18 protein-coding genes are annotated in these 21,126 nt (G+C 73.4%); 3 read left to right on the top strand and 15 right to left on the bottom strand.

The annotated features are described in order from the left end of the window. Positions 1-45: 45 nt before the first annotated feature. The 7 genes from ACFVHI_RS22070 to ACFVHI_RS22040 form a co-directional block, all read right to left on the bottom strand. Positions 46-1,257 carry a hypothetical protein gene (locus tag ACFVHI_RS22070; RefSeq protein WP_380341894.1) on the bottom strand — a complete coding sequence of 404 codons (1,212 nt, stop codon included), beginning with the start codon at positions 1,255-1,257 and terminating at the stop codon, positions 46-48. A gap of 122 nt (positions 1,258-1,379) precedes the next feature. Further along, positions 1,380-1,868: a DUF3180 domain-containing protein gene (locus ACFVHI_RS22065; protein ID WP_063348244.1), complete on the bottom strand. Its 489-nt coding sequence runs from the start codon at positions 1,866-1,868 to the stop codon at positions 1,380-1,382. A 188-nt stretch (positions 1,869-2,056) separates the two neighbouring features. Beyond that, a complete protein-coding gene (gene folK, locus ACFVHI_RS22060; RefSeq protein WP_063348245.1) occupies positions 2,057-2,656 on the bottom strand; it encodes a 2-amino-4-hydroxy-6-hydroxymethyldihydropteridine diphosphokinase in 600 nt (199 codons plus the stop codon). A 40-nt stretch (positions 2,657-2,696) separates the two neighbouring features. Beyond that, the gene (folB, locus tag ACFVHI_RS22055) at positions 2,697-3,056 is read right to left on the bottom strand and encodes a dihydroneopterin aldolase (protein ID WP_063351209.1); all 360 of its coding nucleotides are present in this window, start codon (positions 3,054-3,056) and stop codon (positions 2,697-2,699) included. A 247-nt stretch (positions 3,057-3,303) separates the two neighbouring features. Beyond that, a complete protein-coding gene (locus tag ACFVHI_RS22050; RefSeq protein WP_063348246.1) occupies positions 3,304-3,801 on the bottom strand; it encodes a nuclear transport factor 2 family protein in 498 nt (165 codons plus the stop codon). Further along, entirely contained in the window at positions 3,798-4,685 is an 888-nt protein-coding gene (gene folP / locus ACFVHI_RS22045) for a dihydropteroate synthase (protein ID WP_063348247.1), read from the bottom strand. The genes ACFVHI_RS22050 and folP overlap by 4 nt, the downstream gene beginning before the upstream one ends. Before the next feature lie 68 nt (positions 4,686-4,753). Further along, entirely contained in the window at positions 4,754-6,592 is a 1,839-nt protein-coding gene (locus ACFVHI_RS22040; RefSeq protein WP_380341890.1) for a phosphatidylglycerol lysyltransferase domain-containing protein, read from the bottom strand. Between the two features lie 376 nt (positions 6,593-6,968). On the opposite strand from ACFVHI_RS22040, the gene ACFVHI_RS22035 reads away from it, so the two are divergent. Then, complete coding sequence (locus ACFVHI_RS22035) at positions 6,969-8,123, top strand: esterase family protein (protein ID WP_063348249.1); 1,155 nt, start codon at positions 6,969-6,971, stop codon at positions 8,121-8,123. A gap of 75 nt (positions 8,124-8,198) precedes the next feature. Here ACFVHI_RS22035 and folE read toward each other — a convergent pair whose 3' ends face one another. From folE to dacB, 6 genes are all read right to left on the bottom strand, one after another. Beyond that, entirely contained in the window at positions 8,199-8,804 is a 606-nt protein-coding gene (gene folE / locus ACFVHI_RS22030) for a GTP cyclohydrolase I FolE (protein ID WP_063348250.1), read from the bottom strand. A gap of 104 nt (positions 8,805-8,908) precedes the next feature. Next, positions 8,909-10,963 carry an ATP-dependent zinc metalloprotease FtsH gene (ftsH, locus tag ACFVHI_RS22025; RefSeq protein ID WP_063348251.1) on the bottom strand — a complete coding sequence of 685 codons (2,055 nt, stop codon included), beginning with the start codon at positions 10,961-10,963 and terminating at the stop codon, positions 8,909-8,911. A gap of 228 nt (positions 10,964-11,191) precedes the next feature. Further along, positions 11,192-11,746, bottom strand: coding sequence for a hypoxanthine phosphoribosyltransferase (hpt, locus tag ACFVHI_RS22020; RefSeq protein WP_063348252.1), 555 nt, complete (start codon positions 11,744-11,746; stop codon positions 11,192-11,194). A gap of 70 nt (positions 11,747-11,816) precedes the next feature. Then, positions 11,817-12,944 carry a tRNA lysidine(34) synthetase TilS gene (gene tilS, locus ACFVHI_RS22015; protein ID WP_363376734.1) on the bottom strand — a complete coding sequence of 376 codons (1,128 nt, stop codon included), beginning with the start codon at positions 12,942-12,944 and terminating at the stop codon, positions 11,817-11,819. A 279-nt stretch (positions 12,945-13,223) separates the two neighbouring features. Next, positions 13,224-14,399: a zinc-dependent metalloprotease gene (locus ACFVHI_RS22010; RefSeq protein WP_063348254.1), complete on the bottom strand. Its 1,176-nt coding sequence runs from the start codon at positions 14,397-14,399 to the stop codon at positions 13,224-13,226. A gap of 98 nt (positions 14,400-14,497) precedes the next feature. Continuing rightward, positions 14,498-16,150: a D-alanyl-D-alanine carboxypeptidase/D-alanyl-D-alanine-endopeptidase gene (gene dacB / locus ACFVHI_RS22005; RefSeq protein ID WP_380341883.1), complete on the bottom strand. Its 1,653-nt coding sequence runs from the start codon at positions 16,148-16,150 to the stop codon at positions 14,498-14,500. A gap of 76 nt (positions 16,151-16,226) precedes the next feature. On the opposite strand from dacB, the gene ACFVHI_RS22000 reads away from it, so the two are divergent. Next, positions 16,227-16,718, top strand: coding sequence for an inorganic diphosphatase (locus ACFVHI_RS22000; protein WP_063348256.1), 492 nt, complete (start codon positions 16,227-16,229; stop codon positions 16,716-16,718). A gap of 215 nt (positions 16,719-16,933) precedes the next feature. Beyond that, a complete protein-coding gene (locus ACFVHI_RS21995) occupies positions 16,934-17,602 on the top strand; it encodes a heme oxygenase (biliverdin-producing) (RefSeq protein ID WP_063348257.1) in 669 nt (222 codons plus the stop codon). A gap of 95 nt (positions 17,603-17,697) precedes the next feature. Here ACFVHI_RS21995 and ACFVHI_RS21990 read toward each other — a convergent pair whose 3' ends face one another. Continuing rightward, positions 17,698-19,365 (bottom strand): HtaA domain-containing protein, encoded by a 1,668-nt coding sequence (locus ACFVHI_RS21990; protein WP_380341879.1) that lies wholly within the window; start codon positions 19,363-19,365, stop codon positions 17,698-17,700. 57 nt (positions 19,366-19,422) lie between these two features. Next, the gene (locus tag ACFVHI_RS21985) at positions 19,423-20,949 is read right to left on the bottom strand and encodes an HtaA domain-containing protein (protein WP_380341876.1); all 1,527 of its coding nucleotides are present in this window, start codon (positions 20,947-20,949) and stop codon (positions 19,423-19,425) included. Positions 20,950-21,126 lie beyond the last annotated feature (177 nt).

Raw genomic sequence — 21,126 nt, 5'->3', positions numbered from 1 at the left:
ACATCGGTCACACCGATGTCCCGCGCCGCTTTCGCGTATCCGGACCTAACGCGAGGCGCGCAGCTCCGGCAGCTGGATCAGCTCGGTCTCGTCCTCCGGGGTCAGGTCCACCACCGCGGGCGCGCCCGGCACAGGCTCGGCCGCCGGCTGCGACGCCTGCGAGCCGGCCACGGCCTCCTGCACCTCGCGAGCCTCCTGGGCCTCCTGCGCCTCGGCCTTCGCCTGCGCGGCCACCGCCTCGTCGCCCACCACGTCGGCCAGGTCCGTGCGCTCGCCCAGTTCGGCGACGCTGCCCACCGCCGGCGCCGGGGCCGCCGCCCGCACGGCCGCGCCCGCACCACGGCCGAAGAAGCTGAAGCCCGGCCCGCGCACCGCCCCGGACTGCGCCGACCGCGGCCGCTGCCGCTCCACCGGCGCGGGCGCCGCGACCGGAGCGGACGGCGTCCCGCCGAGCTGCCCGACCGTGGCGGTCAGCGCCGGGCGCACCGGCGCGGGCCGCACCGACGCCTGGGTCTGGTCCTGTGCCTGTGCCTGTGCCTGTGCCTGTGCCTGTGCCACCGGAGCCTGCTCCGGAGTCGGCACCGCAGGGGCCACCGGCGCCGGCACCGAGGGCGCCACCACGGCAGCCACGGGCACGGGCGCCTGGGCCGCAGCGGCCGGCGCCGTACGCGCCCGCAGCGCGACCGCCGAGCCCGCCGTCCGCTCCCGCCGCGCCTCCTGCTCCGCCGCCCGCCGCTCCAACACCCGCAGCACGGACGCGGCACGGACGAACGCGGCCGGGCTGGCCGGGTACTTGGGGCGGCTCGCGGCGAGCGCCCGCTGGGCCGCCTCGGCCTCCTTGAGCGCCTGCTCGGCCACCGTCACGGCCCGCTCCCGCAGCAGCCGGGCGATCTCGGTCTCGGCCTTCGCCAGCCGCGACTTCTCCGCCGTCAGCCGCCGCCCGAACCGGGTGGCCCGCTCCTCGGCGACCTCAGCCGCGTACTCGGCCTCCGCCAGCTGCTCCTCGAACCGCTCCTCGGCCCGCAGCCGCTGCGCCGCGGCCATCTCGGCGGCCGCCCGGGCCGCCTTGTCCCGCTGCCGCAGCAGCAGCGCGAAGCCGAGCGTCGCGACGACCGCCGCGACACCCACCGAACGCACCAGGACGGCGTCCTGACTGAAGAGCAGGGCGGCCAGCGCAGCGACGAGCAGCACGCCGGCGGCGGTGGGGGGGAAGATCCGGCCGAGGACGGAGGAATGACGGTGGCGTCCGCGAGACATGCCAAGAAACTAGCGTGCGAATTGGGGCCGTGTCAGCCCAGGGTCCTCTTCCGCCCTTGACAGTGCGCAAGTTTTACCGCACGTGCCCGGCGTTTCACTCAAGATCACGAAAAAGGACCTACTCAACGGGGCGAGGGCGCCGGGCCGCTCGGATCGTCGTGGTTCTCCGGCAGCTTGCACACGTGCTGCAACCAGAGCGCCGCCGCGATCACCGCGGCCCCCGCCAGCACCGCGAGCCCGGCCGTGACGGCCTGGTCCTTGCGCGCCGACACGTCCAGCTCGCCCAGCAGGAAGATCCCCGCGCCCGCGTAGACGCCGGTGACCACCGCCGAGACCAGCGCGCTGGCCTGCCCCAGCACCACCGCCCGGGCCGCCAGCAGCGGGTCGACGCCCTTCGCGCCGGGCTGCCGCTCGCGCACCGCCTTCAGCCGGGACCGCAGCGAGAGGGCGGTCGCCAACAGGACCACCGCCACCGCCGCCAGCACCACCGGCGCCGCGACCGGCACGGCCGGCAGCGTGTCCAGGGAGGCCCAGAGCTTGGCACCGGCCCAGGACAGCGCCGTGGTAGCAGCGGTGATGCCGACCAGCAGGCGGAGGCGAAGCAGCTTCACTCGGAGGAGGTCCTTCCCGGGGTTACCAGAGCCGGCCGTCGCCCGGTGGCCCGGCGCGGCGGCGCCAGGCCACCGTACCGGGCCCGACCGGGCGGGCACCCGCGCGAACGGCGGACACCTACTCGTACGGCCGGGCCCCCCGGTCGAGTTCCCCGGCCGCCCTCACCGGGCCGCCGGGCCGCGGCCGGTCACTCCGGCAGCGTCAGCCGGATGTCGTCCCGCCGCCGGACGCCCTGCGCGCCCGGGCCGCCGAGCGCGTCCAGCAGTGCGCCGACCTGCCCGTGGCCGGGCACCTCGGCCTCCGGCTGGGCGTCCAGCCAGGGGGCGAGCACGAAGGCCCGCTCGTGCGAGCGCGGGTGCGGCAGCAGCAGCTGCGGGTCGTCGCTGAGCACGCCCTCGTAGGCCAGGATGTCGACGTCCAGGGTCCGGGGACCCCAGTGCACCGTCCGGACCCGCCCGAAGGCGTCCTCGATCGCGTTGCCGCGCTCCAGCAGGTCGCGCGGCGGCAGCGAGGTGCGCAGCACGACGACCGCGTTGTAGTAGTTGGGCTGTTCGTCCGGGCCGCCGACGGCCTCGGTCTCGTAGACCGCGGAGACGGCCTTGATCTTGAGCCCGGGGGTGTCGGCGAGCGCGTCGACGGCGCCCTGGAGGGTGTCCAGGCGGTTGCCCAGGTTGCTGCCGAGTGCGATCACCGCGCAGTGCTGGCTGTGCAGTGTGGTGTCGGCGGAGTCCACCCGGCTCTCCAGGTCGAACGTGGTCGGCGAGGCGGTCGGGTCGCTGGTGCTCATCGAGATCCCTCTGCAACTGGAACGGGGCGCACGGCGGCGGTCATGCGCGGCCCCGGTGAATGGTCACGGTCACGTCGTCGAACGGCACGGTGATCGGGGCGTCGGGCTTGTGCACGGTCACCTCGACCTCCTCGACCGCTTCGTGCTTCAGGCACTGGTCGGCGATGCGCTGGGCCAGGGTCTCGATCAGGTCGACCGGCTCCCCGGCGATGATCGCGGTGACCTCCTCGGCCACGAGGCCGTAGTGCGCCGTGCGGGTGAGGTCGTCGCCGGACGCGGCGGGGCGGGTGTCCAGGTACAGCACGAGGTCGACCACGAAGGTCTGGCCCTCGATGCGCTCGCGCTCGAAGACGCCGTGGTTGCCCCGGGCACGCAGCCCCCGCAGGGTGACGCGGTCCAGCAAACGAATCACTGCTCCCAGTCGGACGGGCCCCACCCGGAGAATGGCATGGACGGGCGGGGCGAAGGCGGGCAGCACACCCGCCACTCCGTTTCGAATCTACCCGCGGGCGCTGACAACGTCTGACCGTCCTACCCGGCACGAACCGTCGCCACGCGCACCGGAATGGCGATTGACGTGAACGTTCGGTGACCACTCGGGAATTCCCGGGCGACCTCCCGGCGGCGTTTTCCGAAGGCCGCCCGAATCAGTCCTCGTCCTCGTCGTCGCCGCTGGTCAGAACGGGTGAACCGTGGTGCGACCAGAGCTTCCACCCGCCCGGGGTACGGCGGAACAGATTCGTGGATACGACCTTTCCGCCGACCAGCGGACCGAGTTCCCCTTCCTCCTCCGCCTCGCCGCCGGAGAGGATGTTCTCGGTGCACGTGACAAGGGCCACATCTCCGTGGACCTCGGCCTCGACATCGGTCAGGAAGAACTGGATGTACTCCGTGTTCATCATGATCAGCATGTACGAGCGGGTCACCTGCGCCCGCCCGCGCAGCACCGGCCAGCCGGGGTGCACGCACACCACGCCGCCCTTGTCGTCCGCGTCCGCGGCCCCCAGCCAGGCGTCCTCGACCGCCTCCAGGTCCCCCTCCTCCAGTGCCTGGTAGAGCGCCTGGTTCGCCGCGAGCACCGCCTCCAGGTCCGCCTCGCGGGCCTGGCCGGCCGTTCCGCCGCTCAGCCTGCCGTCACCTGTCACAGACCCTCCCTCACCCCTTGCCGGGCCGCGTGCTGCCAGGCCGCGACCACCCGGACGGCGTCCGCCGTGCCGGACACGTCGTGCACCCGCACCGCCCAGGCGCCGGCCTGGGCCGACAGCACCGACACCGCGGCGGTCGCGTCGTCGCGCTCCCGGGCCGGGCGCAGCGCCCCGGATTGCGGGTCGGCCAGCAGCGTACCCAGGAACCGCTTGCGCGATGCGGCGACGAGGACGGGACGGCCGAGCGCGGTGAGCGCGTCCAGCCGGCCGAGCAGCGCCCAGTTGTGCTCGGGGGTCTTGGCGAAGCCGAGCCCCGGGTCGAGGATCAGCTGGTCCTCCTTGACCCCGGCCGCCAGCAGCGCGTCCACCCGGACGGCCAGCTCGGCGACGACGTCCGCCACCACGTCCCGGTAGACCGCCAGCCGCTCCATGTCCGCGGACTGGCCGCGCCAGTGCATCACCACGAAGGGCGCGCCGGTGTCGGCGACCACCTGTGCCATCGCCGGGTCGGCGAGCCCGCCGGAGACGTCGTTGACGAGCGCGGCACCGGCCGCCACGGCCTGCTCGGCGACGGAGGCCCGCATGGTGTCGACCGACACCACGACCCCGGCGGCGACGAGCTCGCGCACCACCGGCAGCACCCGGCGCAGCTCCTCCTCCTCGGGCACCCGCTGCGAGCCGGGCCGGGTGGACTCGCCCCCGACGTCCACCAGGTCCGCACCGCGGGCGCGCAGGGCGAGCCCGTGCGCGATCGCCTTGGCGGGGTCGTGCCAGAGGCCGCCGTCCGAGAAGGAGTCGGGCGTGACGTTGACCACACCCATCACGGCGCAGCGGTCGAGCCGCGGCAGTCCGGCCGGCAGCGAGAAGGACGGCGAGTTGCTCATGTGCCCATTATCGAACGGGGCCCCCGCCGAGGATTCTCGGCGGGGGCCCCGTTGGTCGCGGCGGTGCCTCAGGCGGCCTCGGTGACGTCGCGGGCGCCCGGGGTGGGCATCAGGCCCTCCCGCTGGCGCCGCCGGCCGAAGCGCGGCATGCCGAGGGTGATGAAGGCCTCGGCCTGCATCGCGGCGAAGCCGATCCGCGGCAGGTCCCGGGTGTTCGGGAAGACCAGGAAGCGCGGTTCCCACTCGGGCTGGAACTTGGCGTTGAACTTGTACAGCGATTCGATCTGGAACCAGCGCGAGAGGAACACCAGCAGTCCGCGCCAGGCCCGCAGCACCGGGCCGGCGCCGATCCGCTCGCCGCGGGCCAGCGCCGAGCGGAACATCGCGAAGTTGAGCGACACCCGGCGCACGCCCATCGCGGGCACGGCCTGGAGGGCGGCGACGATCAGCAGCTCGTTCAGGCCCGGGTCGGCCGCGCGGTCGCGGCGCATCAGCTCCAGCGAGATGCCGTCCGGCCCCCAGGGCACGAAGTGCAGCACGGCCTTCAGGTCGTCGCCGCTCTCGCCCTCCTCCGGGGCCTTGTGGGCGGTGACCACCACGCAGTCGTCGTCCAGCGGGTCGCCGAAGCGCCCGAGGGCCATCGAGAAGCCGCGCTCGGTGTCGGTGCCGCGCCAGCGGGCGGCGGCGTCGGCGATCCGCTGCTTCTCCTCCACGCTGAGGTCGCGGACCCGGCGCACCTGGCAGGAGTAGCCGTTGCGCTCGATCCGCTTGACCATCTGGCGGACGTTGCGCATGGCCCGGCCGGCGAGCGAGAAGGTGGCGGTGTCGACGATCGCCTCGTCGCCCAGCTCCAGCGCGTCCAGGTCCGCCTCGCGGGTCCAGACCTCGCCGCCGACCTCGCTGCAGCCCATCACGGCCGGCACCCAGGCGTGCTCGCGGGCCTCGGCCATGAACACCTTGATCGCGCCCGGCCAGGCCTCGACGTCGCCGACCGGGTCGCCGGAGGCGAGCATCACGCCGGAGACCACCCGGTAGGAGATCGCGGCCTTGCCGGTGGGCGAGAACAGCACGCTCTTGTCGCGGCGCAGCGCGAAGTAGCCGAGCGAGTCGCGCTCGCCGTGCCGGGTGAGCAGCTCGCGGACCTTCTCCTCGTCCTCCGGGGTCAGCTCCGGCTTGGGCTTGCCCGGGCGCAGCGCCAGGTAGGCGGTGGTGAAGGCGGTCAGCAGGCCCAGCCCGCCGAGCAGGTAGGCGACCAGGTCGGACATCCGGACGTTGTTGTACCGGATCGGCCCCTCGAAGCCGAACAGCCCGTACACGACGTGCTGGAGGCGCTCGGGCAGGGCCGGGTAGCCGATCTCGTACTTGGTCCGGGTGCTCACGATCAGCAGGCCGAGCAGCACGCTGACGGCGCCCATCACGATCAGGTTGACCAGCGCCCGCCAGCGGGTGCGCGGGTCGGCCTTGGCGTAGAACTCGCGCTGGTGCACCAGCATCACCACGAAGACCGCCAGCGAGACCACGGCCGGGCCGACCTGGTGCCAGCGCACGATGTGCAGCGCGGCGCCGACCGGCAGCAGCACGCACACCGCCCGCCAGGCCCGCCGCTTGCGCCGGCGCAGCGCGTGCGCGAGCAGCACCAGCAGCAGGCCGACCATCATCGTCCCGACCGCGGCCAGCGAGGTGGTGCCGCCGGGCAGCTGCCCGGTGAAGGTGTGCATCTTGGAGTGCCGGAGCTTGGGGAACACCGCGCTGGCGATGTCGACCAGGCCGATCAGCAGACAGGCGTACCCGACCGCGCGGGGCAGCCAGGCCCTCGGAACGGCCGCCGCCTGGGTGCGAAGCGTCTGCAGGCCGCGTCGACGACGCGGCTGCTCGGGGCTCGGCTCAACGGACACGGGAACGCTCATGGAAGCTCAGCGTAGAGGCTGCGGGACGCCGTCCGGTCACTCCGGGGGAGCACGTGTGATGGACCTTCAATGCCTTTTCCTTCATCAGGCAATGCGCATACCAAGGATCCGGAAACGGTCGGTAAACCGGTGCCGTGGGCGCGCTGCGGTGGAGCCGGGGACGGAGCCGAAGGCCTGCCGCCGCGTGGCGCGGCAGGGTCCTCCGGTACGCCGTACGTACGGTGGACGCCGCATTCTAGGGCGCCGGTTGCCTGCGGCTCCCCCCGCCCTCCCAGCTCGCCCGGGCATCCGGACAGCCTAGTCGCGGTGGCCGGAGCTGACGGGCCGCCAGACGATGAGGCGTGCACCGACAGTGTCCCATCGGAAGGCCGACTGCATGGAACTGACCAGCGACGCACTGGTGAACTCGCTGCTCGCACTCGGCGCCGCGGCTCTCGTCACCACCCTGTGGCTCTGGCCGCGGCTGGCGCGCCAGCGCCCGCTGCCCGTCCTCGGCCGGATCGGCCTGCTGACCGTCACTCAAGTCGCGGTCGTGGCCGTGCTGGCGCTGGCGGTGAACAACTCCTTCGGGTTCTACACCTCGTGGGACGACCTGCTCAGCCCCGGCAGCACCAAGCTCGCGCTGACCAGCAACGAGAACCACAAGGGCGGCACCTCGGCCTCGGACACGCCGGTCCAGCCGACCACCGAGGGCGGTCTGGAGACCGTCACCGACCTGCCCAAGGGCCCGCCCGAGGAGACCGGCAAGGTCGAATCGGTCCGGGTCACCGGCAAGGAGACCGGGCTGTCCGACCAGCTGTTCGTCTACCTGCCGCCCGAGTACTTCGACCCGAAGTTCGCCCTGGTCCGCTTCCCCGTCCTGGTCGCCATCTCCGGCTTCCCCGGCACCACGCTCAACCTGATCAAGGAGCTGCCCGTCCTGCGCACCGCGGGCGAGCTGCAGAAGTCCGGCAAGATGCCGCCGACCATCGTGGTCATGGCCCGCCCGACGGTCGCCCCACCGCGTGACACCGAGTGCGTGGACGTCCCCGGCGGCCCGCGCGCCGAGACCTGGTTCACCAAGGACCTGCCGGAGGCGCTCCGCACCGCCTACCGGACCGGCCGCTCGGCCGCCTCCTGGTCCGTCTTCGGCTACTCGACCGGGGGCAGCTGCGCGCTGCGGCTGGCGATGCGCTTCCCGAACGTCTACGGCAGCGGGGTGGGCCTGCACAGCGAGTACAAGGTCAAGGAGGACCAGTTCACCGGCGGCGACCTGTTCGCCGGCGACGCCGCCCTGGCGCAGCAGAGCGACCTCGACTGGCGGCTGACGAACCTCCCGGCCCCCGCCCTCTCGCTGCTGGTGGTCTCCTCCCGCAAGGAGGGCGACTTCGCGCAGACCCTCCAGTTCGTCGGCCACGCCCAGCAGGTCGCCGCGGCCAACCCGCAGTTCAAGGTCGACTCGCTCTACCTGGACGACGGCGGCCACAACTTCGACAGCTGGACCCGTGAGCTGCCGTCCTCGCTGGAGTGGATCGGCGAGCGGCTCGGCTGACGCGGGCGGGTGGCGCGGGCAGGTGGCGCGGGCAGGCGACGGCCGGCCGGTCCGGGGGACCGGCCGGCCGTTGCGCTATCGGCCGATGATGAGGCTCATCGCCTCGGCCCGGGTCGCCGGGTCGCGCAGCTGGCCGCGGACGCACGAGGTGATGGTCTTGGCGCCGGGCTTGCGGATGCCGCGCATCGACATGCACATGTGCTCGCACTCGACCACGACGATCGCCCCGCGCGGCTCCAGGATCCGCATCAACGCGTCGGCCACCTGGCTGGTCAGCCGCTCCTGCACCTGGGGGCGGCGGGCGTAGACGTCGACCAGCCGGGCCAGCTTGGACAGGCCGGTGATCTTGCCGCTGGCGGACGGGATGTACCCGACGTGCGCCACGCCGCGGAACGGCACCAGGTGGTGCTCGCAGACGGACGTCAGCTCGATGTCCTTCACGAGCACCATCTCGTCGTGCCCGAGGTCGAAGGTGGTGGTGAGGACGTCCTCGGGCTCCTGCCAGAGGCCCGCGAATATCTCCTTGTAGGCGCGCGCGACCCGGGCCGGGGTCTCCAGCAGCCCCTCGCGGTCCGGGTCCTCACCCACGGCGAGCAACAGCTCGCGGATGGCGTTCTCGGCCCGCTTCTGGTCGAAGGTCCCGACGGTGGGTGGACCGTCGAGCGTCACCGGGTCGATCATGCGGGCCTCGCTTACTTGGGACGACTTTGCTGAACAGCACGGATGCCGCGTCTCCAGGGTACAAACCCCGGTGACGCGGCATCCATTCCGTACGGTGCGCGGGATCAGCCCTCGGCGGGCGGCTCCGCGCTCGGCAGCGGCGGGAGCTTCACGATGTCCACCGGGGCGGTGTCGATCGCGGCGGCGCCGTTGGTGAGCGCCAGCTCCTTCGGGGACTGCACCGGAGGCCGGGTGGACGGCGTGCGACGGGACGAGCCCGTCCAGGCCGGCCGGGCCGGGCGCCGGACGATCGTGGCGAAGATCTCCGCGATCTGCTCCTTGTTCAGGGTCTCCTTCTCCAGGAGCTCCAGAACCAGGTTGTCGAGCACGTCGCGGTTCTCGACCAGGATCTCCCAGGCCTCGTTGTGCGCGTTCTCGATGAGCTTCTTGACCTCTTCGTCCACCAGCCCGGCGACCTCTTCCGAGTAGTCGCGCTGGTGGCCCATCTCACGGCCCAGGAACGGCTCCGCGTTGTCCGAGCCGAACTTGATGGCGCCGAGCCGCTCGGTCATGCCGTACTGGGTCACCATGGCCCGGGCGGTGGCGGTGGCCTTCTCGATGTCGTTCGACGCACCGGTGGTCGGGTCGTGGAAGACCAGCTCCTCCGCCGCGCGCCCGCCCAGCATGTAGGCCAGCTGGTCAAGCATCTCGTTGCGGGTGGTGGAGTACTTGTCCTCGTCCGGCAGCACCATGGTGTAGCCGAGGGCCCGGCCGCGCGAGAGGATCGTGATCTTGTGCACCGGGTCGCTGTTGGGGCACGCCGCCGCCACCAGGGCGTGGCCGCCCTCGTGGTACGCGGTGATCTTCTTCTCCCGCTCGGACATGATCCGAGTGCGCTTCTGCGGACCGGCCACGACGCGGTCGATCGCCTCGTCCAGGATGCCGTTGTCGATCAGCTTCTTGTCCGAACGGGCCGTCAGCAGAGCGGCCTCGTTGAGGACGTTCGACAGGTCCGCGCCGGTGAAGCCGGGGGTGCGCTTCGCGACGGCCGAGAGGTCGACGTCGGGCGCGATCGGCTTGCCCTTCTGGTGCACCTTGAGGATGTCCAGCCGGCCCTGGAGGTCGGGGCGCTCGACCGAGATCTGACGGTCGAAGCGGCCCGGGCGCAGCAGCGCCGGGTCCAGGATGTCGGGGCGGTTGGTGGCCGCGATCAGGATCACGCCACCCTTGACGTCGAAGCCGTCCATCTCGACCAGCAGCTGGTTGAGGGTCTGCTCGCGCTCGTCGTGACCGCCGCCCAGACCGGCACCGCGGTGCCGGCCGACGGCGTCGATCTCGTCGACGAAGACGATCGCCGGGGCGTTCGCCTTGGCCTGCTCGAAGAGGTCGCGGACGCGGCTGGCGCCGACACCCACGAACATCTCGACGAAGTCCGAGCCGGAGATCGAGTAGAACGGCACCCCGGCCTCGCCCGCGACGGCACGCGCCAGCAGGGTCTTGCCGGTACCGGGCGGGCCGTAGAGCAGCACACCCTTGGGGATCTTGGCGCCGACGGCCTGGAACTTGGCCGGCTCCTGGAGGAACTCCTTGATCTCGTGGAGCTCCTCGACCGCCTCGTCGGCGCCCGCGACGTCCGCGAAGGTCGTCTTCGGGGTGTCCTTGGTGAGCAGCTTGGCCTTGGACTTGCCGAACTGCATGACCCGGGAGCCGCCGCCCTGCATCTGATTCATCAGGAACAGGAAGACCAGGACGATGATGACGATCGGGAGCATCGACAGCAGCAGGCTGACGAAGGTGCTCTGCTTCTCGGGGCTGATGGTGTAGCCCTCGGCGAGCGTGCTCTGGTCGTTGTCGTTGATCTGGGCCTGGAGCTTGTCGGCGATCGCAACACCCTGGTCGCCGATGTACGAGGCCTGGAACTTGCTGCCGGACGGCGTCTTGCCGGTACCGGCGTTGGACAGCGTGGCGCCGTCCTTCAGCTGGATCTTGATCGTGTTCGAGTCACCAGTGGTGATCTGCGCCGACTTGACCTGCTTCGCGTCGATCGCCGCGACGACCTGACCGGTGTCCACCGTCTTGTAGCCGTTCGAATCCGAAACGACCTGCATCAAGACGATGACGGCGAGGACGGCCAGCACGATCCACATGATCGGCGCACGGAAGTATCGCTTGACGTCCATCCATGCGGGGCGTTGCCGCCCCGTCCCTCCTGCCACTCAGCGGCGCCGCGGGCTGGGTGCCGCCGGCGCATCCTGGTCGGTGCTCATGTGAAGAGCGGTTTTAATGGACCGTACCGCAGTCACACCCGCGCATGGCGGGAGCGCAGCGACACGGCCGTCGTTCTTGGTCCCCCCGGTCCAACGGGCGGGAACCGGCTCCTGTTCCCATCCGTAGCCCGAACGGAGTCCTCAGCCCCCGTAGACGTGCGGGGCGAGCGTCCCGATGAAGGGCAGGTTACGCAGCTTCTCCGCGTAGTCCAGGCCGTAGCCGACCACGAACTCGTTCGGAATGTCGAAACCGACGTACTTCACGTCGATCTCGACCTTGGCCGCGTCCGGCTTGCGCAGCAGGGCGCAGACCTCCAGCGAGGCCGGGCCGCGCGAGCTCAGGTTGCCCAGCAGCCAGGACAGGGTCAGACCGGAGTCGATGATGTCCTCGACGATCAGGACGTCCCGGCCGGCGATGTCGGTGTCCAGGTCCTTCAGGATGCGGACCACGCCGGAGGACTTGGTGCCCATGCCGTAGGAGGACACCGCCATCCAGTCCATGGTGACCTGCGAGTGCAGGGCCCGGGCGAGGTCGGCCATGACCATCACAGCCCCCTTGAGGACGCCGACGATCAGCAGGTCCTTGCCTGCGTAGTCCCGGTCGATGCGCTCGGCCAGCTCCAGGAGCTTGGCGTCGATCTCGTCCTTGCTGATGAGCACCTTCGCGAGGTCAGCGCCCATGTCGTTCTGGTCCACCGGGGATACGTCCTCAAACGTTCGGGGTCTGTGTGGCCGGCGGCCGACTACCCCGGGACATGCCCGCCCGTCAGTCGCCCTGCCGCCGAAAGACCAGCGTGCCACACCTGCGGGTGGCCTCGACGCCCCCGGGTAGGTGCAGCGGTCCCTGGCCGCGCCATCCGGTGACCAGCAGGTCGATCGTCTCCAGGTGCCGCGCGAACAGGTCCCCGGCCGGGCAGCCCGCCCGCAGCGCGGCCCGGCGCAGCACCCGGCGGCGGACCGCGGGCGGGAGTTCGGCGAGTTTCACGGCGTCCAGGGCGCCCTCACCCGTCCGGAGGTCGCGTTCGGCCAGGGAGGCCCACTGGTCGAGGGCGTCCGCGTCGTCGCGGAACAGCCGGGCGGTGCGGGCCAGCGCCTCGACCACCCCGCCGCCCAGGTGCTTCTCCAGCACCGGCAGCACCTCGTGCCGGACCCGGGAGCGGGTGTAGGCGGGATCACAGTTGTGCGGGTCGTCCCAGACCGGGATCGCCTGGGCCGAGCAGGCCTGCCGGGTGGCCGCCCGGTCCAGCTCCAGCAGCGGGCGGCGGTAGCGGCCCTTCTGCGCCGGCATCCCGGCCAGCGAGCGGGAGCCCGAACCGCGCGCCAGGCCCAGCAACACCGTCTCGGCCTGGTCGTCCCGGGTGTGGCCGAGCAGCACCGCGACCGCGCCGAGCCGTTCGGCGGCCGCGTCCAGGGCCGCGTAGCGGGCGTCCCGGGCGGCGGCCTCCGGGCCGCCGGACCGGCCGACGCGCACCGGGATCGCCTCGACCGGGTCCAGGCCGAGCGAGCGCAGCCGTTCGGCCACCTGGGCGGCCCGGTCGGCGGAGCCGGGCTGCAGGCCGTGGTCCACGGTGACGGCGCCGACCCGCAGGCCGATCTTGGGGGCTTCGAAGGCGGCGGCGATGGCCAGCGCCATCGAGTCGGCGCCGCCGCTGACGGCGACCAGCACCAGCGGCGAGCCGGGGGCGGCCGGGGTCCGGGGCAGTCCGGACGGGTGCCGGGCGGCGTTGCCGATCAGGGTGGTGCCGACGGCGGCGCCCACCAGGGGCGCCCCGGCCGGGCGCTCGCGGGGCTCGCGCACGGGCGCGGTGAAGGTGGTACCGGCCTCGGCGGCGAGGTCGGTGAGCGTGCGGCGGACGGCCAGGCGTATCGCTGCGACTGCGGGGTGTGGACCCACGGCGGACGACTCCTCGACGGAGGGGACAGGACGGCGGCTCGCGCGGCTGGGCCGCGCAGCTTCATGAGCGCCCTGTTACCGGGCGCTCACAGATGGTGGCAGAAAGGAGCACCCCGCTACGCCACCCGCGCCACCGGTACGACCACCGTCCCACGTTCGGGTGAATGGAGAAACGTATCTTCACCCTCCGGCTGCCCGATTGGACCACTCGTACGAGCGGGTTTGACCACCACCGACCACCGCGCGGCGCTTGGGGTCCGAGCCCCGTCCGCGCCCGCCTCAGCGGGCGACGCGGGCGACCCAGGAGGCCGGATCGTGGATCTCCTCCTTGGTCGGCAGCGTGTTCGGGGAGGTCCAGACCCGGTTGAAGCCCTCCATGCCGACCTGCTCCACCACCCCGCGCACGAACACCGCGCCGTCCTGGTACTGGCGCAGCTTGGCGTCCATGCCGAGCAGCCGGCGCAACAGCAGGTCGAGCCGGTTCGCCCCGCGGTCCCGGCGCTGCTGGAACTTCTCCCGGATCTCCGCCACCGTCGGCACCACCGCCGGGCCGACCCCGTCCATCACCACGTCCGCGTGGCCCTCCAGCAGCGACATCACCGCCGTCAGCCGGCCCAGGATCTCGCGCTGCGCCGGCGACTGGACGACCTCCATCAGCCCCGCCGACGGCACGCCCTCCCGGCCCCCGACACCCGGCAGCCCGCCGCCGAGCGAACCCGCCGCGTCCCGCAGCCGGTCCAGCAGGGCGCCCGGATCCACGTCCGTCTCCGCCAGGAAGGACTGCACCTCGGACTGGATGTGGTCGCGCAGCCACGGCACCGCGGTGAACTGCGTCCGGTGCGTCTCCTCGTGCAGGCAGACCCAGAGCCGGAAGTCGGACGGGTCGACGTCCAGCTCCCGCTCGACGTGCACGATGTTCGGCGCCACCAGCAGCAGCCGGCCCGGCCCCGGGCCCTCCGGCCCCAGCCGCGGCTTGTCGAACAGCGCCGCCGGGCTGTCCGGGGCCTCCAGCGAAGGCTCCGCCGGGGCGAAGGTCTCGTACTGGCCGAGCACCTTCCCGGCCAGGAACGCCAGCAGCGCGCCCACCTCGATGCCGGTGGCCTTCTCCCCCACCGCGCCGAACACCCCCGCCGTCGGGCTGCTCGCCCGGCGCGCCTGGAGCTTCTCCACCAGCGGCTGGACCACCGTGCGGAAGCCGGCCACGTTCGCCCGCACCCAGCCCGGGCGGTCCACCACCAGCACCGGCGTCGCGGTGGCCGCCGTCAGACTGCTCGACCGCATCCCCGTGAACGCCCGGACGTGCTCCTCGGCCTCCAGCGCGTGCCGGCGCAGTTCGGCGACCACGGCCGCCGCCTCCGCCCGACTCACCTCCGGCCCCGGCCGCACCAACCTGGTCGCGGTTGCGACCGCGAGATTCCAGTCGACCATGCCAGCACCGCCACTCGCGCTCGTCATGCCCTCACCGTACGTGCTCCCACCCACCAGCGGCAGCCACCCGCGACGAACACCCTCACCCCGCCCCCGGCGGGGCCCGGGGCGGGGGCGCGGGCGGGTCAGCGGCAGCCGCAGGTGGCGAGGCGGGCGGCGATGCGGTCCATGGCGGCGCGGGCGGTGTCGGCGGGGGCCGTGGTGCGGGTCATGACGGCGAAGGCCAGAAGGCGGCCGTCGGCGTCGACGACGGTGCCGGCGAGGGTGTTGACGCCGCTGAGGGTGCCGGTCTTGGCGCGGATCAGGCCGGCCGCAGCGGCGGCCCCCGAGCCGGTGCCGTAGCGCTTGCCGAGGGTGCCGGTGAAGCCGGCGATGGGCAGGCCGGTGAGGACCGGGCGCAGGGCCGGGTGCTGGTCGGAGGCGGCCAGGGCGAGGAGTTGGACGAGGACGGCCGGCGGGACGGCGTTGCCCGGGTGCAGTCCGCTGCCGTCGTTCAGGGACACGCCCGTCATCGGCACGCCGAGCTTGGCGAGTTCCCGGGTGACGGCGGTGGCGGCGCCCTCGAAGCTGGCCGGCTGGCCTGCGGCGAGGGCCGCCTGACGGGCCATCGCCTCGGCGAGCTGGTTGTCGGAGGTGGTGAGCATGCGCTCGACCAGCCGGGCGACGGTCGGCGAGTCCACCCGGCCGAGGACGGTGGCGGCGGGGGCGGCCGGGGCGGCGGCGGGCTTGGCCGTGCCGTCGACGGTGACGCCCTGGGCCTTGAGCAGGGCGGCGAAGCTCTCGGCGGCCTTCCCGGCCGGGTCGGCGACCCGGGCCGGCGCCTCGTCGCGGCTCTTGGGGTCCACCCTGCCCTCGTCGGCCATCAGCGGGACGACCAGGGCGATGTTCTGCGCGTCGTGGTTCTTGTGCTGCGGATTGCCCGCGTACATCGACAGGTCGTAGTCGAGCTTGACGGTGGTGGTGCCGGCGGCCTTGAGAGCGGCGGCGGTCTGCCGGGCCAGGGCGTCGAGCGAGGCGGGGGCAGTGTCGGCATCGGCCGCCTGACCACCGATCTGGACCTGGTCGGCGGGCAGCGCGGTGAGCGTCGGGTCGCCGCCGCCGACCAGGGTGATCGTGCCGGGGTCCGCGCCCCGGACCACCCGGGTGGTCAGCCGGGTGTCGCCGGGGATCAGCGACAGGGCCGCGATCGCGGTGGCCAGCTTGGTGGTGGAGGCGGGGGTGCCCGGGGTGTTCTCGCCGGAGCCGTACAGGAGTTGACCGCCGGCGGCGTCCGCGACGGCGAAGGTGACGGTGCCGAGGCTCTTGTCGGCGACGACGGCGGCGAGCGCCTGCTGGAGGCCCTGGGCGGTGGGTGCGGCGGCGGAGCCGCCTGCCTCGACGGTGGCCAGGACGGCGCCGGGGGCGGGGGCCGGGCGGGCGCCGCCACCCGGGGCGGGGGCGGAGCCGGTGGGGCCCGTGGAGCCGGTGCCGGCAGGCGTGGAGCCGGCGGCGGTGCCGGGGGCGGTGGGCTGTTCGGCCGGGCGGGTGGCCGGGGTGTCGCCCGGCCCGGGCTTGCCGTCGCCCCTCCCCCGGCCGCCCTTCCCACCGTCGCGGCCGTCCCGGCCGTCGCCCCGGCCGTCGCCCTCGCCGTGCTCGGTGCTGTGGCCGCCGGGGCCCGGGGAGGGCTGCGCGTACGCTCCGCCCGAGGTCAGGACCGTTCCGGCGACCAGCAGGGCCGCTCCGAACAGTCCGGCGGCCGTCCCCCTGCGGCGGCGCGCCGCCCCGACCCCTGTTCCCACCGACCGGCCCCTTTCCCGAGCACTCACTCCCGTAGGAGACACTTGGATTCTGTCAGTCCCTACCTTGGAGGAACCGTTGGAATTCGACGTCCTTATCGAAATCCCGAAGGGCTCTCGTAACAAGTACGAGGTCGACCACGAGAGCGGCCGGCTGCGGCTCGACCGGATGCTCTTCACCTCGACCCGCTACCCGGCCGACTACGGCTACGTGGAGGGCACGCTCGGCGAGGACGGCGACCCGCTGGACGCGCTGGTGATCCTGGACGAGCCGACCTTCCCGGGTTGCCTCATCAAGTGCCGCGCCATCGGCATGTTCCAGATGACCGACGAGGCCGGCGGCGACGACAAGCTGCTGTGCGTTCCGGCCACCGACCCGCGCTGGGAGCACCTGCGGGACATCCACCACGTGTCGGAGTTCGACCGCCTGGAGATCCAGCACTTCTTCGAGGTCTACAAGGACCTGGAGCCGGGCAAGTCCGTCGAGGGCGCCAACTGGGTCGGCCGCGCCGAGGCCGAGGCCGAGGTCACCGCTTCGATCAAGCGTCTGGCGGAGCAGGGCGGTCACTGAGCCGTCGTTCCGATCTCGTTCGATCAGATCGTTCTGAGCAGTTCGAGGTAGGTCGGGGCAGCCGGAGGCCGGGGTTCGCGGATTCGTCCGCGGGCCCCGGCCTTCGCCGTGTCCGGGGCCGGGCGCGGCCGTCTTGCCGACAGCCTGTCGGCAAGACGGCTTGTTAGGTTAGGCTAACCAAAACAGTCGGGGCCGAATCCGATCCTGGAGGCCGCATGCCCACGCCCGAGCCCGTCCCGTTCTCCACCGCGCTCCGCACCGCCAGCAGCGAGGAGCACGAGGCCGCGGAACAGTCCTCGTTCATGAGCCACCTGCTGGGCGGACGGCTCGGCATCGAGGCCTACGCCGACCTCACCGGCCAGCTCTGGTACGTCTACCGGGCCCTGGAGAGCCGCGCCGGACACCTGGCGGAGCACCCGCTCGCCGGGCCCTTCATCGACCGGGCACTGCTGCGCACCGCCGCCATCGAGCGCGACCTGGCGCACCTGCGCGGGCCGGACTGGCAGGACGGCCTGGCGCCGCTGCCGGCCACCGCCGCGTACGTCGCGCGGGTGGAGGAACTGGCCGAGACGTGGCCGGCCGGGTACATCGCGCACCACTACACCCGCTACCTGGGCGACCTGTCCGGCGGTCAGATCATCCGCGGCATCGCCGAGAAGACCTGGGGCTTCGAGCGCAAGGGCGACGGCGTGCGGTTCTACGTCTTCGAGGAGGTCGACAACCCGGCCGCCTTCAAGCGCGACTACCGGGCCCGGCTGGACGCGGCCGGGCTGGCGATGGACGAGGTGGAGCGGCGCCGGGTGGTCGAGGAGTGCAAGCGGGCCTTCGTGCTCAATGGCGCGGTCTTCCGGGACCTGGACGCGCGCTACCCGCTGAGCGCCTGAACGTTTCCCCGTAGGGCGCACCCGCCTGGGTGCGCCAACGGACCGGCCCCGGCGAGCGGTTGCTCGCCGGGGCCGTCGCGCGTCCCGGGGGTGCGTCAGGAGCGCGCGCCGCGCCGGGTGCGCACCAGCACGGTGGCGCTGCCGCCGACCAGCAGCAGACCGGCCGCGGTGGCCAGCAGCGGGACCACCGGGGTCTGCGAACCGGTGGCGGCCAGCACGCCGCCCGCACCGCCCGCAGCGCCCGCACCGGTCAGGCCGCCGCCGGTGGTCAGCGAGGCGCCGCCGACCGTACCGGTGCCCGAACCCTGGCCTCCGGCAGGCTGGTTGGCGCCGCCAGTACCGGCGCCGGCACCGGACCCGGCGGTCGGCGGGGTGGCCGGCAGCTTGGCGTCCTTGTCGAACGCCAGGGTGGCGCTGACCGGGTCCAGGGCCGTGCCCGCCGGGTAGTTGGAGAACACCGAGACGCCCTCGGCGGTGAGCGTGGCCGGGACGCCGGAGAGCGTCACCACGCCGTTGACCGGCTTCAGGGCGGAGGCGGGCACGTCCAGCTTGGCGATCCGCGCGCCGCTCAGCGACGTCGCCTTGCCGTCGGGGGACTTGCCGTTCACGTCGGCGGTCAGGAAGGCGCCGCCCTGGTCGATCGTCAGGCCCAGCTTGGAGAGCGTGGTGTCGAGCGCCCAGCCGTCCTTGCCCGGGTGGCCGAGGAAGCGGACCGAACCGCCGAACGCGGCGGTCAGCGAGTGGTCGGCGGTGTTGTAGCCGCCGGTGGCGCCGCCGAAGCGGTAGTCGGCCGCGCCGCCGCCGAACTCGACCTTGCCGCTCGCCATCGGGGTGGCCAGGTACGCGCGGAAGCTCTCCTTGACCGTCCAGTCGAGGGTGCCGTTCAGCACCGGCAGCCGGCCGGGGGCACCGGTGGGCGCCGGGGTCCCGGTCGCGGACGGGGTGGCGCTCGCGGACGGCGAGGCGGTGGCGCTCGGCGACTGCGTCGCGGACGGCGTCGCGGTGGCCGACGGCGTGGCGGTGGGCGTGGCCGACGGCGTGCCGGTGGCGGACGGCGAGGCGGTCGGCGTGCCCGTGGCGGTCGGGGTCGATGTCGGGGTCGGGGCCGTCGGCGAAGCGGTGGCGGTCGCCGTGGCCGTCGGCGACGGCGTCGCCGGGCTCTGCTTCAGCAGCAGCGACAGCGGGTCCATGTCCGTCCCGGCCGTGTAGAAGCCCGCGAAGGCCTTGGCGCCCTGCTCGGTCAGCTTCGCCGCCGTCGGCACCCCGGTGGTGGTGTCCCGCCCGACGGTGAACGTCACCAGCGGCACGTCGTCCCGTCGGGTGACCTCGGTGGCCCCCATCGACTCCTTGGACGCGGTGTCGGCGGTGAGCGTGCCGGTCGTCCCGGCGGTGGTGACCTTGAGGTCGCTGAGGGCGACGTCCAGCGCGCCGTGGTGGGCGGTGAAGCGGACCCCGCCGGTGAAGGAGGAGCTCAGCGCGTGGGTGGCGAGGTCGTACGTGGCGTTCGCCAGGCCGAAGTGGAAGGTGCCGTCGGCGTTGGTGGTGGCGCCGCCGGTCAGTTCGATGGCGCCGCCCTGGGAGGCCGGGCCGCTGACGTAGCTGCGGAAGCTGGCCTTCACGCCCCAGTCCAGCGCGCCGGTGTCGTACGTGACGCTGCCGGGGCCGCCCGCGCCGAAGGCCAGTGCGGGGGCGCCGAGGGCGGTCAGGCCGAGGCCGGCGGTGGCGGCCGCGAGGGCGGCCAGCCGGGTGCGGTTGCGGGACATGGTGGGTACTCCGTTCGGATGGGGCGGGGGGAGGGAGCGGGGGGACGCTCCGGGGTGTCAGGCCGCGTCGCCGGGGCCCGGCGCGGCGGCCGCGCGGCGGCGCCGGACGAGCAGGCCGCCGGTCACGGCGAGCGCGGCCACCAGCACGGCGCCGCCGGCCACGGCCGCCACCGGGAAGCCGCCCTGGGAGGAGGAGGCGACGGGCGCGGCGGAGGGGCTGGTGGCGGGGGTCGCGGTGGCGCTCGGCGCGGTGGCCGGGGCGCTGCCGAGGTCCGGCAGCGGGGGCAGCGCCGCGGCCGGGTCGAGCGCGACGGCGAAGCTCAGCGGGTCCATCTCGGTGCCGACCGGGTAGAGGCCGCCGAAGGCCTTGGCACCGCCCTCGGTGAGCTTCAGCGGCACCTCGACGGCCTTCAGCAGGCCGCCCTCGGGCTTGAGGCCGGCCGGGTCGAAGGCAGCCAGCTCGACGCCGGTGAGCTGCTGGGTGGCGCCGTCCGGGGTCCGGCCGGAGACGTCCGCGACCAGTCGGCCCTGGCCGCCGGCCACGGTGACGCCCGGGTTGGCGAGGGTGAGGTCCAGGCCGTAGGTGTCGCCGCTGCGCAGGCCGGTGAAGCGCACGGTGCCGGTGAAGGCGGCGGTGAGGTCGCCGTTGGCGGGGTCGTAGCCGCCCTTGGCCGGGGTCCAGCGGAAGTAGGCTCCGCCGTCCGCCGCGCCGGCGCCGAGTTCCCAGCGGCCCTGGGCGATCGCGCCGGTGACGTAGTCGCGGAAGGTGCGGCGCACGCCCCAGTCGAGGGCGCCGTTGGCGAACTCGGTCCTGTCGGGGGCCTGGGCGCCGGGTGGGGCGGTCGGGGTCTCGGCGGACGGGGTCTCGGCGGTCGCCGACGGCGTCGGCACGGCGGCCGCCGAGGGAGTGGCCGCGGCGGTCGGCGACGGGGCCTGCGAAGTCGGCTGCGCGGCGGGCAGGTTGACCGAGAGGGTGAGCGGGTCCAGGGCCGTCCCGGCGGGGTAGAAGTTGCCGAAGGCCTTGGCCCCGGCGTCGGTGAGGGTGCCCGGCACGTTGCTGAGCGTCAGGGTGCCGGCCGCGCCGCGCAGGTCGACGCCGGCCAGTGAGAGCTCGGCCAGTTTGGCCTGGCTCGCGTTGCTGACCTGTCCGGTGTCCTTGGACTTGCTGCTGACGTCGGCGTACAGCCCGGCCGCGCCGCCCTGGACGGCCCGGACGGTGAGCCGGCCGAGGCTCAGGTCGAGCGCGTTGGCGCCGTTCTCCTGGTGCCCGGTGAACCGGACCCCGCCGGAGAAGGCGGCGGTCAGCACACCGGTCGCCGGGTCGTAGCCGCCGGTCGCGGAGTGGAACCGGAAGGTGCTGCCGCCGACCGTGGCCGCGCCGCCGTTGAGCGTCCAACTCCCCTTGGCGATGGGGCCGGTGATGTACGTCAGGAAGGACTGCTTGATGCCCCAGTCCAGCCGCCCGCCGGCGACCTTGCCCTCCGCCGCGTGTGCCGGGCCGGGTGAGAGGCCCACCGCCAGCAGGGCGGCGAGGGCGGCCACCAGGGTGGCGGCCAGACGGCGGAGCCGGCTGGACAGGGGCACGGCGGATCACTCCTCGGCGGGGTGCGGTCAGTGGTGGTGAAGGACGCGGCAAGGGAGGGGTCGGGCGTGGCGCCGACCCCCTTGCGGAACTCAGGTAAGGCTAACCTAATATATGAGTCAAGAGTCCCGCCGCAACCCCTCCACCAGGACCGGAGCGGCGACAACTCCCATCGAAGG

Origin of the sequence: Kitasatospora sp. NPDC127121, from assembly GCF_042677305.1 — a bacterium.
Classification (GTDB): Bacteria; Actinomycetota; Actinomycetes; order Streptomycetales; family Streptomycetaceae; genus Kitasatospora.
The sequence above is the reverse complement of the archived record's forward strand: the minus strand, read 5'-3'. Positions and strand labels throughout refer to the sequence as shown.